Below are 13,420 nucleotides of genomic sequence, written 5' to 3'. Positions count from 1 at the left end.
CTTACTCCGTTAAAAAAAACGGTTAAACGGTGAAAAAACGTTCATTTAAATTTCACTCAGGGAATAAAACGTCACTTTTCGGCCAGTCTCGCAGAACCTGTGCATTCGACTGGTATCACGCCCGCGAAATCCCTATAATTGCCGCGTTTGACGCTCCGGCGTCGTCCTTCCTTAACATCCAGGTTAATCAGGTCGCTAAATTTATGACTGATAAGTCTCATCAGTGCGTCATTATAGGCATCGCCGGCGCATCGGCTTCAGGTAAAAGTCTAATTGCCAGTACGCTTTATCGCGAACTGCGTGAACAAGTAGGTGATGAGCATATCGGCGTCATTCCCGAAGACAGCTATTACAAAGATCAATCCCATCTGTCGATGGAAGAACGCGTCAAAACCAACTATGACCACCCCAATGCGATGGATCACAGCCTGCTGTTCCAGCATTTAGAAGCGCTTAAGAGCGGCCAGGCGATTGAGCTGCCCGTTTACAGCTACGTAGAACACACCCGCACTCAGGAAACCATCCGCATCGAGCCGAAAAAGGTCATTATCCTTGAAGGCATCCTGCTGCTGACCGACGCCCGCCTGCGTGAATCCATGAACTTCTCTATTTTCGTTGATACCCCGCTGGATATCTGCCTGATGCGCCGCATCAAGCGCGACGTGAATGAACGTGGCCGTTCGATGGACTCCGTTATGGCGCAATACCAGAAAACGGTCCGCCCGATGTTCCTGCAGTTTATTGAGCCATCCAAACAATACGCCGATATCATCGTGCCGCGCGGGGGTAAAAACCGCATTGCTATTGATATCTTAAAAGCGAAAATCAGCCAGTTTTTTGAATAAGCCGCGTGAATTGTGTACCGTTCAGAGATAACCTGGTTTTACCCTGAGCGCTTACCGCTTCAGGGTACGATGCATGAAAGGAGAAAGTGCCATGCGTCTTTGTGATCGCGATATAGAAGCCTGGCTGGATGAAGGCCGTTTGTCTATTACCCCACGTCCACCTGTTGAGCGTATCAATGGCGTGACCGTTGATGTACGGTTAGGTAATAAATTCCGCACCTTTAGCGGCCATACCGCACCGTTCATTGACCTTAGCGGGCCGAAGGACGAAGTCAGCGCCGCGCTCGATCGCGTGATGAGTGACGAAATCGTTATCGACGAGGGCGAAGCCTTTTATCTGCACCCAGGTGAACTGGCCCTGGCGGTGACGTTTGAATCCGTCACCCTGCCTTCTGACCTGGTCGGCTGGCTTGATGGCCGTTCTTCGCTGGCACGACTGGGACTGATGGTCCACGTGACCGCGCACCGTATCGATCCAGGCTGGTCGGGGCGTATCGTACTGGAATTCTTCAATGCCGGTAAATTGCCGCTGGCGCTGCGCCCGGGGATGATGATCGGCGCGTTGAGCTTTGAACCGCTGTCAGGCCCGGCAGATCGTCCTTATAACCGTCGGCAGGACGCAAAATATCGCGACCAGCAGGGCGCGGTTGCCAGCCGTATTGATAAAGACTGATCGTTAGCCCATTGAGGATGCCATGAGAAGAGTTCTGACAACGCTGATGATTTTGCTGGTGGTGCTGGTGGCCGGCCTTTCGGCGTTGGTTCTGCTGGTTAACCCCAACGATTTCCGCGCTTACATGGTGCGGCAGGTCGAGGCACGCAGTGGTTATCAACTGAAGCTTGACGGGCCGCTGCGCTGGCACGTCTGGCCGCAGCTCAGTATTCTCTCTGGCCGCATGTCGCTTACGGCTCCGGGGGCGTCCCAGCCGCTGGTGTCCGCAGACAACATGCGCCTTGATGTGGCGCTGTTCCCGCTCATTTCCCATCAGCTGCAGGTGAAACAGGTTATGCTGAAAGGCGCGGTGATTCAGCTCACCCCGCAATCCGAAGCCGTGCGCGATGCAAATGCGCCGGTTGCGCCGCGCGAAAACACCCTGCCTGATGAGCCGTCTGATACAGGCTGGTCCTTTGATATCGGCAAGCTGAAAGTGGCCGATAGCGTGTTGGTTTTCCAGCATGAGCACCAGGAGCAGGTGACCGTTCGCAACATTAACCTGCAGATGGAACAGGATGCGCACCATCTTGCGTCGGTGGCGTTTAGCGGGCGCGTGAATCGCGATCAGCGCGATTTGACCCTCTCGCTGAATGCCAGCGTCAATGCCTCAGACTATCCGCACCAGCTCACCGCCGACATTCAGCAGCTGGACTGGCAGCTGACGGGGGCCGATCTTCCCACCCAGGGGATCACCGGGCAGGGAACGTTGCAGGCCGTCTGGCGCGAAGAACAAAAGCAGCTGGAGCTGGATAATCTCAACCTGCAGGCAAATGACAGTAGCCTGAAGGGGCAGGCCAGCGTTACGCTCGAAGAGAAGCCGAAGTGGGTGCTGAATCTGCAGTTTGACAAGCTCAATCTGGAAAACCTGCTGCCGCCGCTGCCAGCCAGCGCCACCGACAGCGATGCCACGCAGACGGGGCAAAGCCAGGCACCGGTATCGCGTCCGGTTATCTCGTCTAATCTTGATCAACCTGACTATAACGCCCTGCGCGGATTCACGGCGGATATTCTGCTGAAAGCCAATAGCCTGCGCTGGCGCGGTATTGATTTTACCGACGTGAGCAGCCAGATGTTTAACCATACCGGTTTGCTGGTGATCTCCGAACTGAGCGGTAAGATGGGCGCAGGGAACCTCTCGCTGCCCGGTACGCTGGATGTCCGTAAAGACGTTGCCAGCGCCGATTTCCAGCCGCGTCTCGACAACGTTGAGATAGGTACCATCCTGAAAGCGTTTAACTACCCGATATCCCTGACGGGGCAGTTGACGCTAGCGGGTGACTTCTCAGGCACGAAAATTGATGCCGATGCTTTCCGCCGCGAGTGGCAGGGGCAGGCGCATCTCGATCTGAAAAACTCCCGTATGGAAGGGCTTAACTTCCAGCAGCTGGTGCAGCAGGCGGTTGAGCGCAGCAGCGATGTGAAAGCGCAGGATAACTATGACAGCGTCACGCGCTTCGACAGCTTCACCGCGGACCTGACGCTGGACAACGGACAACTTTCTCTCGACGGAATGCAGGGCAGCTCTTCACTGTTATCAATGACGGGTGACGGTAAGCTGGATCTGGTGAAAGAGACTGCGGACACGCGCTTTAACGTGCGGGTACTTTCCGGCTGGCAGGGTGAGAGCAAGCTCATCGACTTCCTGAAAGAGACGCCGGTTCCGCTGACCGTATATGGTAAATGGCAGGCCCTGAATTACAGCCTGCAGGTGGATCAGATCCTGCGTAAGCATCTGCAGGATGAAGCGAAACGTCGGCTTAGCGGCTGGGCGGATCGTAATAAAGATTCACAGGACGGCAAGGATGTGAAAAAGCTGCTGGATAAGCTGTGATGCCTGTTGCGCCGGGTGGCGGCTCCGCCTTACCCGGCCTACAAAAACCGAACATCGTAGGCCGGGTAAGCGAAGCGCCACCCGGCTTTTTTATACCTCGAAATCCAGTTCTTTCTCATCCCGCAGCGGAATGAGCTGAACCTTCTGCACGCGATGGTTTTCAATCTGCAGGGTTTTCAGCAGATAGTCGCCCACCTGAACCTCTTCCCCCGGCTGCGGGATACGCTGCAAATACTCCATCAGCAGACCGGCAATGGTGTGATATTCCCGCTTTTCATCCAGCGGCAGCGGGACATATTGCACCAGATCTTCCAGCGGCATATGGCCGTTAGCCGTCCACGAACCGTCTGCGTTTTTCTGAATGTCGTGGCGGGCATCAATCTCATCCACCTCGTTTGGCAGATTACCGGCGATGGTTTCCATCACGTCGCTGAGCGTGACCAGCCCTTCCACCGAACCAAATTCATCCACCACAAAGGCAAAGTGCGTGCGCGCGTTACGGAATTGCTCAAGGGCGGAGAGCAGCGGTAGCCCCTCAGGGAAAACCAGCGGCTGGCGTACCAGCACGCGCAGATTGAGCGCCTCGCCGTGCAGCTGCTGCTGGAGCAGGTCAATAACGTGCACCACGCCCAGCAGCTCCTCTTCCTCTTCACCGCCGGTCACCACCACGCGGGTGTGCTGGTTTTTATCCAGCAGGGCGCGAATGTGCTCTTCGGGTGCCGTCAGGTCGATATGTTCAATGTCATGTCGTGAGGTCATGATGCTGCTGACCGTCCGCTGGTTCAGATTGAGCACCCGCTCGATCATCCGCCGTTCCTGCGGATCAAAGATCAGCCCATCGCTGTGGTCGGCCAGCATGGCGGAGGATTCGGCGTCCAGCTCCGCATCCTCTTTCTTACCGCTTAACAGGCGCATAACCGTGTCGGCCGTACGCTGACGCAGGGTCTGATTCGCGGACAGGAAGCGGCGGCGGTTAAATATCGCCAGCTGGTTAAGCGCTTCAATCATGACGGAGAACCCGATGGCGGCATACAGGTAGCCTTTCGGAATATGGAAGCCAAAACCGTCGGCCACCAGGCTAAAGCCAATCATCAGCAGGAAGCTCAGACAGAGGATGACGATTGTCGGGTGACTGTTCACAAAACGTGTGAGCGCCTTGCTGGCCATCACCATCAGGGTGATGGCGATAATCACCGCGGCCATCATCACCGCAAGGTGGTCCACCATCCCGACGGCGGTGATCACCGAGTCCAGGGAGAAGACCGCATCCAGCACCACGATCTGCGCTACCACCGGCCAGAATTTCGCCCCGCGGCGCTGGGTTGGGTTCTCGCTGTCTTTGCCTTCCAGTCGCTCGTTGAGTTCTACCGTGGCTTTGAACAGCAGGAACAACCCACCGAAGAGCATGATGAGATCGCGGGCGCTAAAACTCAGACCGTGAATGGAGAACAGTGGCTGAGTGAGCGTGACCAGCCAGGAGATAGAGGCCAGCAGCAGTAACCGCATCACCATCGCCAGCAGCAGACCCGTCACGCGCGCGCGGTCGCGCTGGGAAGGGGGCAGTTTTTCAGCGAGGATGGCGATAAAGACCAGATTATCAATCCCGAGCACTAACTCGATGACGACCAGCGTAACCAGCCCGGCCCAGATTGAGGGATCGGCAATCCATTCCATAGTAATAGCAATACCTTCTGTTATATGACGAATGTCACACTTCGATCATGGATAAAGCTGGGGGAAATTGCAATGCCGGGCTGAGATTTCTCTTAATACGAGGGATAAAAAAGAGAGCATTCTCAACAGGGTGTAAATAAGCGAAATACGTATATTTAATTACAAAGAAAGCATTTTAGGATATATCGCAGATAATGGTTTTTAGTCTCTTTTTGTCAATATAAAGAAATTCCTAAAAGGTCAAAAATTTGCTCTTAATATTAATCTTAAAAACTGATATTAGGACAGTTGTCTCCTTGCCTGCTATTAGGTTAGCTGCAACAATTCTCCCAGCATCAAATGTTAAATCTCGGTGTTGCTATTAATGTTCGGTCTTCAGGGATGGTTATTCATTATCCGTCGTGTTTCTCAAGCGGTTGATATATTTCCAGAAGACCTTGCTCAAGAGGGTGTCTATCCATAACACATTGTTTAGTCAGTGGATTGGTAACTGAAAGCCAAGGGCGGTAGCGTGCCTGAAAGCGTGTGAATCAGCCCCGATTATTCTGTCAATAGCCAATGGATGAATAAGCTTTTTTTAGGACTGATGCCAGTTATATTTCTATTTGATTAACTGCATGCTGAAACCCAATACGACTCGAGCTTATTTAAATTGCACAGGGTAATTACTCTGCCAAAGTGATAAATAATCAATGATGAAATCCAAAATGAAATTGATGCCATTATTGGTGTCTGTGACCTTGATGAGTGGTTGCACGGTCTTTCCCGGCAGCAATATGTCAACAATGGGTAAGGATGTGATCAAGCAACAGGATGCCGATTTTGATCTCGACAAAATGGTGAATGTTTATCCACTTACGCCTCGTCTGGTCGAACAATTACGTCCACGTCCGAATGTTGCCCAGCCTAATATGTCGCTGGACCAGGAAATTGCATCCTACCAGTACCGCGTGGGGCCGGGTGACGTGATCAACGTGACCGTCTGGGACCACCCGGAACTGACCACGCCAGCGGGCCAGTACCGCAGCTCAAGCGACACCGGTAACTGGGTGCAGTCAGATGGCACCATGTTCTATCCCTACATTGGTAAAGTCCATGTAGCAGGGAAAACGCTTGCCGAGATCCGTAGTGATATTACCGGCCGCTTAGCGCAGTACATCGCCGATCCGCAGGTGGACGTTAATATCGCCGCATTCCGCTCGCAAAAAGCCTATATCTCTGGCCAGGTGAACAAATCCGGCCAGCAGGCCATCACCAACGTTCCCCTGACCGTACTGGATGCCATTAACGCCGCGGGCGGCTTAACCGATGGTGCCGACTGGCGCAACGTGGTGCTCACCCACAATGGGAAGGAGCAGCGCATTTCGCTGCAGGCGCTGATGCAAAACGGCGATCTGACCCAGAACCGCCTGCTCTATCCGGGCGACATTCTCTACGTGCCGCGCAACGACGATCTGAAAGTCTTCGTGATGGGTGAAGTGAAGAAACAGAGCACCCTCAAAATGGACTTCAGCGGTATGACCCTGACCGAAGCGCTGGGCAATGCTGAAGGTATCGATCTGACGACCTCTAACGCGACCGGTATCTTCGTGATCCGTCCGCTGAAAGGTGAGGGCAGTGCGAAAGGCAAGATTGCCAACATCTACCAGCTGGATATGTCCGATGCAACCTCTCTGGTGATGGCGACGGAGTTCCGTCTCCAGCCATACGATGTGGTGTACGTCACCACCGCGCCGGTTGCCCGCTGGAACCGTCTGATCAACCAGTTGCTGCCAACCATCAGTGGCGTTCGCTACATGACGGATACGGCGCGCGACATTCATACCTGGTAATCCGCGATGTTTAACAAAATTCTGGTGGTATGCGTGGGGAACATTTGCCGTTCCCCCACGGCTGAACGGCTGTTGAAACACTACCAGCCCGAACTGACCGTTGATTCGGCAGGGCTGGGTGCACTGGTCGGTAAAGGTGCCGATGAGCGCGCTACGAGCGTGGCGCGGGATCATCACCTCTCTCTCGATGGCCACGTGGCCCGCCAGGTCACTGGCCGCATGTGCCGGGAGTATGACCTGATCCTGACGATGGAAAAACGCCATATTCATGCGCTGTGCGATATCGCTCCGGAGATGCGCGGCAAGGTGATGCTGTTTGGTCACTGGGACAATGAACGTGAAATCCCCGATCCGTATCGCAAAAGCCATGAGGCCTTTGAGGCGGTTTACACCTTACTTGACCAGTCTGCCCAACAGTGGGCGCAGGCACTGAAAGTTCAGCAGGGATAACAATGACAGAAAAAACAAGACCTTCTGCCGCCCCGATTTCGGGCAGTGATGAAATTGATATTGGGCGCCTGGTCGGCACTGTTGTAGAGGCAAAGTGGTGGGTGCTTGGCATTACCGCCGTATTTGCCGCGGCGGCCGTCGTCTACACGCTGTTCGCCACCCCTATCTACAGCGCCGACGCGCTGGTGCAGATCGAGCAGAATACCGGCAACTCGCTGGTGCAGGACATCGGTTCCGCGCTGGCGAACAAGCCGCCGGCATCCGACGCCGAAATTCAGCTCATCCAGTCACGTCTGGTGCTGGGTAAAACGGTTCACGACCTCGGGCTCGATATCTCCGTCACCAAAAATACCTTCCCGGTATTTGGTGCCGGCTGGGATCGTCTGATGGGGCGAAGCAACGACACGGTGAAAGTGACTGACTTCGTGCTGCCGAAAGGGGCTGCCGATCAGACGTTTACCCTGACGGTGCTTGGTCCGAAACAGTACCAGCTAACCAGCGACGCGGGCTTTAGCGCGCGCGGTGAAGTGGGGCAGATGCTGACCAAAGACGGCGTCAGCATGATGGTCAGCGCGATTAACGCCCAGGAGGGCGGTGAATTCACCGTCACCAAATTCTCCACGCTGGGGATGATCAACAATCTGCAGAATAACCTGACCGTCACCGAAAACGGTAAGGACACCGGCGTGCTGAGCATGACCTTTACCGGTGAAGATAAGGATCAAATCCGCGACATTCTGAACAGCATTACCCGCAACTATCTTGAGCAGAACGTTGAGCGTAAGTCGGCGGAAGCGGCGAAAAGCCTGGCCTTCCTCGCGAAACAGCTCCCGGAAGTACGCGGCCGTCTGGATGATGCCGAGAACAAGCTGAACGCCTACCGTCAGGATAAAGACTCCGTTGACCTGCCGCTGGAGGCGAAATCGGTCCTCGATTCGATGGTTAACATTGATGCGCAGCTCAACGAGCTGACCTTCAAAGAGGCGGAGATTTCCAAGCTTTATACCAAACGTCACCCGGCCTACCGCACGCTGCTGGAGAAACGCCGTACGCTGGAAGAGGAGAAAGCGAAGCTCAATGACCGCGTGACCGCGATGCCGAAAACGCAGCAGGAGATCGTGCGTCTGACCCGCGACGTGGAGTCCGGACAGCAGGTTTACATGCAGCTGCTGAACAAGCAGCAGGAGCTGAAAATCACCGAAGCCAGTACCGTGGGTGACGTGCGCATCGTCGACCCGGCTATTACCCAGCCTGGCGTATTGAAACCGAAGAAAGCGCTGATCATTCTCGGCAGCATTATTCTCGGCCTGATGCTCTCTATCGTGGGCGTGCTGCTGCGTTCCCTGTTCAACCGCGGTATCGAAAGCCCGCAGGTGCTGGAAGAAAGCGGTATCAACGTCTATGCCAGCATTCCGCTGTCTGAGTGGCAAAAATCCCGTGACAGCGTCAAAACCATCAAGGGCGTTAAGCGTTACAAACAGAGCCAGCTGCTGGCGGTGGGTAACCCGACCGACCTCGCTATCGAAGCGATCCGTAGCCTGCGTACCAGTCTGCACTTCGCCATGATGCAGGCCAAAAATAACGTCCTGATGTTAACCGGCGTTAGCCCGTCAATCGGTAAAACCTTCGTCTGCGCCAACCTGGCGGCGGTGGTCAGCCAGACCAACAAGCGCGTGCTGCTGATCGACTGTGATATGCGCAAGGGCTATACCCACGAACTGCTGGGCACCAACAACGTTAACGGCCTGTCGGAAATCCTGCTCGGCAAAGGCGACATTAGCCAGAGCGCGAAACCAACAACGGTGCCGAAATTTGACCTGATCCCACGCGGTCAGGTGCCGCCTAACCCGTCCGAGCTGCTGATGAGCGAACGCTTCACCGAGCTGGTGGAGTGGGCGAGCAAAAACTACGACCTGGTGCTGATCGATACGCCGCCAATTCTGGCCGTGACCGACGCGGCCGTTGTTGGCCGCCATGCGGGCACCACGCTGATGGTAGCGCGTTACGCGGTGAACACCCTGAAAGAGGTGGAAACCAGCCTGAGCCGCTTCGAGCAGAACGGAATTGAGGTGAAAGGGGTGATCCTGAACTCCATCTTCCGCCGCGCGACCGGCTATCAGGATTATGGCTATTACGAGTACGAATATAAGTCTGACAGTAAATAACAAAACACACCCCACACCCCTCACCCTAACCCTCTCCCCAAAGGGGAGAGGGGACTGTTCGGTGCTGGATTTGGGGGACGAACGTAATGATAACCACTGGCTGCCTTTCACCCTCTCCCCTTTGGGGAGAGGGCCGGGGTGAGGGGAAAAAATGACCACACAACGCCCTTTAGTTTCAATCTATATGCCGACATGGAATCGTCAGCAGCTGGCGATCCGCGCAATCAAGTCGGTGTTACGTCAGGATTACGATAACTGGGAGCTGATCATCGTTGATGACTGCTCTTCCTCGTATGAACAGCTGCAAAAGTTTGTGACTGACCTCAACGACCCGCGGGTGGTTTATACGCATAACGCCATTAACTCCGGCGCATGTGCGGTGCGTAATCAGGCGATTATGCAGGCCAAAGGGCAGTATCTGACCGGTATCGACGACGATGACGAATGGACGCCGAACCGCCTGTCTATCTTCCAGTCGCATAAAGAACAGCTGGTTACGCACGCTTTCCTGTATGCCAACGACTATGTCTGCCAGGGCGAAGTTTACTCGCAGCCCGCCAGTCTGCCGCTGTATCCGAAATCACCGTACTCTCGCCGCCTGTTCTACAAGCGCAACATTATTGGTAACCAGGTCTTCACCTGGGCGTGGCGTTTCAAAGAGTGCCTGTTCGATACCGAACTCAAGGCCGCGCAGGATTACGATATCTTCCTGCGCATGGTGGTGGAATACGGTGAACCGTGGAAAGTGGAAGAGGCCACGCAGATCCTGCACATAAACCACGGGGAGATGCAGATCACCTCCTCGCCGAAAAAGTTCTCCGGCTACTTCCATTTTTACCGCAAGCACAAGGACAAGTTTGACCGTGCCAGCCGTAAATATCAGCTCTTTACCCTCTATCAGATCCGCAATAAGCGCATGAACTGGCGCACGCTGCTGACGCTGCTTTCCGTGCGTAACGGCAAGCGTCTGGCTGACGGGCTTCGGGGGAAATAATGTTTCTGGAAGATTGCCGCGCTAACAGCTGGAGCCTGCGTCCGTGCTGCATGGTTCTGGCGTACCGCATCGCGCACTTTTGCTCGGTGTGGCGTAAGAAAAACGTACTGAACAATATCTGGGCGGCACCCGTGTTGGTGCTGTACCGCATCATCACCGAATGCTTTTTTGGCTATGAAATCCAGGCCGCTGCCACCATTGGCCGCCGCTTTACCATCCACCACGGCTATGCGGTGGTGATCAACAAGTTCGTGGTCGCTGGGGATGATTTCACCATTCGTCATGCGGTCACCATTGGCAACCGTGGGCCTGACAGCCTGGCCTGCCCGGTCATCGGCAATAACGTCGAGCTGGGGGCGAACGTGGTGATCATCGGTGACATCACGATTGGTAATAACGTCACGATTGGTGCTGGCAGCGTGGTGCTGGACAGCATTCCGGATAACGCGCTGGTGGTGGGAGAAAAAGCCCGCGTGAAGGTGATTAAATGAACATTCTGCAATTTAACGTACGCCTCGCAGAAGGCGGAGCGGCAGGCGTAGCCCTGGATCTACACCAGCGCGCGCTGCAAAAAGGACTTCAGTCGCGTTTTATTTATGGCTACGGCAAAGGCGGCAAGAAAAGCGTCAGCCACGATAACTTCCCGCAGGTGCACAAGCACACGCCGCGTCTGACCTCGATTGCCAACATCGCGCTGTTCCGCCTGTTTAACCGCGATCTGTTTGGCAACCTGAACACGCTTTACCGCACGGTGACCCGCACCACGGGCCCGGTTGTGCTGCATTTTCACGTGCTGCACAGCTACTGGCTGAATCTGGAAGAGGTGGTGGCGTTTTGTCAGAAGGTGCAGGCCCACAAGCCTGACACCCGTTTCGTCTGGACGCTGCACGATCACTGGAGCGTAACCGGGCGCTGCGCGTTTACCGACGGTTGCGAAGGCTGGAAAGATAACTGCCAGAAGTGCCCTACGTTAAGCAACTATCCGCCGGTGAAGGTGGATCGCGCGCATCAGCTGGTGGCCGGAAAGCGTCAGCTGTTCCGCGACATGCTCTCGCTCGGCTGTACGTTTATCTCTCCAAGCCAGCACGTGGCCGATGCCTTCAACAGCCTGTACGGGGCAGGGCGCTGTCAGATTATCAACAACGGCATCGACGTGGCGACGGAAGCCATTCTTGCGGAGCTGACCCCGGTGGCGGAAACCGCAGGTAAACCGAAAATCGCTATCGTTGCGCATGACCTGCGCTACGACGGTAAAACCAACCAGCAGCTGGTGCGCGACATGATGGCGCTGGGGGACAAGATAGAGCTTCATACCTTCGGCAAGTTTTCACCGTTCGAAGGGGCCAACGTGGTGAACCACGGGTTTGAGACCGACAAGCGCAAGCTGATGAGCGCGCTGAATGAAATGGACGCGCTGGTGTTCAGCTCCCGCGTGGATAACTACCCGCTGATCCTCTGCGAAGCGCTCTCAATCGGCGTGCCGGTGATTGCCACCCACAGCGATGCGGCACGTGAAGTGCTGGAAAAATCCGGCGGGAAAACCTTCACGGAGCAGGAGGTCCTGCCCCTGGTACAGCTGCCGAAGGCGCAGATTGCTGAGATCGTTTTTGGCACTGACCTGGAATCGTTCCGCAACCGCAGCCGCAAGGCCTACAGTGGACAACAGATGCTGGAGGAATATGTCTCGTTCTATCAGAGTCTGTAGTTATCTGCTGCTGCCGCTGATCTACCTGCTGGTCAACGTCAAAATTGCCCAGCTCGGCGAAAGCTTCCCGATAACCATCGTGACCTTCTTGCCCGTTCTGCTTCTGCTGTATGTCGATAAAATCAACCTGAAGAAGCTGATGATTGCCTTAGGGCTGGGCACGGGACTGACGCTGTTTAACTACATCTTTGGCCAGTCGCTGGATGCCAGTAAATACGTCACGTCAACCATGCTGTTTGTTTATATCGTCATTATTATCGGTATGGTCTGGAGTATTCGGTTTAAAACTATTTCTCCGCACAATTATCGGAAAATCCTTAGGTTCTTTTATATTGCCGTTGCGTTAATTGTTATGCTTGCCGCACTGGAGATGGCGCAAATTATTCTGACCGGTGGTAGCAGCCTGATGGAGATAATTTCGAAATATCTCATTTACAGTAACAGCTATGTATTGAACTTCATCAAGTTTGGCGGGAAGCGTACTACAGCCCTCTATTTTGAACCGGCGTTTTTCGCTCTGGCGTTAATCTCAATTTGGCTCAGCATCAAACAGTTTGGTATCAAAACGCCTAAGACCGATGCTATGATTCTTGCAGGAATTGTTCTGTCTGGATCGTTCTCAGGGGTAATGACATTTATCCTGTTTTACCTGCTGGAGTGGGCGTTCCAGTACCTGAACAAAGATGCGATTAAGAAAAAACTGCCGCTGGCGATTATCTCTCTGACGGTATTTATGATAGGCGTGATATTTGCCTTCCCGTACATCTCAGAACGTCTGGGTGATTTGGGAACGGAAGGGTCTTCGTCCTATTATCGCATCATTGGGCCACTGGTGATGGTGGGTTATTCATTAACCCATATTGATGGGGTAGTAAGATTCGGCTCACTTTACGAATATGTTGCATCATTCGGAATCTTTAACGGTGCGGATGTCGGTAAAACCATAGACAATGGTCTGTATCTGTTAATTATTTATTTTTCGTGGTTCGCCGTACTGTTGACCCTGTGGTATTTGTTTAAAGTTTTCAAAATGATGATTAACGCGTTTGGTGATAACCAGAACTTTCGCGTTCAGCTTTATCTTTTTACTCCGGTGTCGCTGTTTTTTACCGGGTCAATATTTAGCCCGGAATATGCTTTCTTGATTGTCTGTCCGTTTATTCTGCGCAAGGCGCTTAATATTACGAACGTATGACGAAATGAGGTGAT

General features: G+C 54.1%; 11 protein-coding genes. 10 read left to right on the top strand and 1 reads right to left on the bottom strand.

Features of this window, described 5'->3' with window-relative positions; all coding sequences use genetic code 11:
- Window positions 1-203 precede the first annotated feature (203 nt).
- The 3 genes from udk to asmA all read left to right on the top strand — a co-directional run bounded on the left by udk (window position 204) and on the right by asmA (window position 3,391).
- Window positions 204-845, top strand: coding sequence for a uridine kinase (udk, locus tag P349_RS11800; RefSeq protein WP_008500855.1), 642 nt, complete (start codon window positions 204-206; stop codon window positions 843-845).
- A 91-nt stretch (window positions 846-936) separates the two neighbouring features.
- The gene (dcd, locus tag P349_RS11805) at window positions 937-1,518 is read left to right on the top strand and encodes a dCTP deaminase (RefSeq protein WP_032646484.1); all 582 of its coding nucleotides are present in this window, start codon (window positions 937-939) and stop codon (window positions 1,516-1,518) included.
- A 22-nt stretch (window positions 1,519-1,540) separates the two neighbouring features.
- Complete coding sequence (gene asmA / locus P349_RS11810; RefSeq protein WP_032646483.1) at window positions 1,541-3,391, top strand: outer membrane assembly protein AsmA; 1,851 nt, start codon at window positions 1,541-1,543, stop codon at window positions 3,389-3,391.
- Between the two features lie 90 nt (window positions 3,392-3,481).
- Here asmA and P349_RS11815 read toward each other — a convergent pair whose 3' ends face one another.
- Window positions 3,482-5,065 (bottom strand): TerC family protein, encoded by a 1,584-nt coding sequence (locus tag P349_RS11815; protein WP_032646481.1) that lies wholly within the window; start codon window positions 5,063-5,065, stop codon window positions 3,482-3,484.
- Window positions 5,066-5,757: 692 nt separating this feature from the next.
- Here P349_RS11815 and P349_RS11820 point away from each other — a divergent pair.
- The 7 genes from P349_RS11820 (at window position 5,758) to wcaD (ending at window position 13,406) form a co-directional block, all read left to right on the top strand.
- A complete protein-coding gene (locus tag P349_RS11820; RefSeq protein WP_014170829.1) occupies window positions 5,758-6,897 on the top strand; it encodes a polysaccharide export protein in 1,140 nt (379 codons plus the stop codon).
- Window positions 6,898-6,903: 6 nt separating this feature from the next.
- Complete coding sequence (gene wzb / locus P349_RS11825; protein ID WP_023312405.1) at window positions 6,904-7,347, top strand: low molecular weight protein-tyrosine-phosphatase Wzb; 444 nt, start codon at window positions 6,904-6,906, stop codon at window positions 7,345-7,347.
- A gap of 2 nt (window positions 7,348-7,349) precedes the next feature.
- Entirely contained in the window at window positions 7,350-9,512 is a 2,163-nt protein-coding gene (wzc, locus tag P349_RS11830; protein ID WP_024908108.1) for a tyrosine-protein kinase Wzc, read from the top strand.
- A gap of 151 nt (window positions 9,513-9,663) precedes the next feature.
- Window positions 9,664-10,506 carry a colanic acid biosynthesis glycosyltransferase WcaA gene (gene wcaA / locus P349_RS11835; RefSeq protein ID WP_032646480.1) on the top strand — a complete coding sequence of 281 codons (843 nt, stop codon included), beginning with the start codon at window positions 9,664-9,666 and terminating at the stop codon, window positions 10,504-10,506.
- On the top strand, window positions 10,506-10,997 hold the full coding sequence (gene wcaB / locus P349_RS11840) for a colanic acid biosynthesis acetyltransferase WcaB (RefSeq protein WP_023312402.1): 492 nt from the start codon (window positions 10,506-10,508) through the stop codon (window positions 10,995-10,997). Before wcaA ends, wcaB begins: the two co-directional genes overlap by 1 nt.
- Entirely contained in the window at window positions 10,994-12,211 is a 1,218-nt protein-coding gene (wcaC, locus tag P349_RS11845; RefSeq protein ID WP_024908106.1) for a colanic acid biosynthesis glycosyltransferase WcaC, read from the top strand. Before wcaB ends, wcaC begins: the two co-directional genes overlap by 4 nt.
- Window positions 12,186-13,406 carry a colanic acid polymerase WcaD gene (gene wcaD / locus P349_RS11850; protein WP_032646479.1) on the top strand — a complete coding sequence of 407 codons (1,221 nt, stop codon included), beginning with the start codon at window positions 12,186-12,188 and terminating at the stop codon, window positions 13,404-13,406. Before wcaC ends, wcaD begins: the two co-directional genes overlap by 26 nt.
- The last annotated feature ends 14 nt before the right edge of the window (window positions 13,407-13,420 follow it).

The sequence above is a fragment of the Enterobacter sp. DC4 genome (assembly GCF_000568095.1).
Lineage (GTDB): Bacteria > Pseudomonadota > Gammaproteobacteria > Enterobacterales > Enterobacteriaceae > Enterobacter > Enterobacter pseudoroggenkampii.
This window is presented reverse-complemented; position numbering and strand designations above follow the sequence as displayed.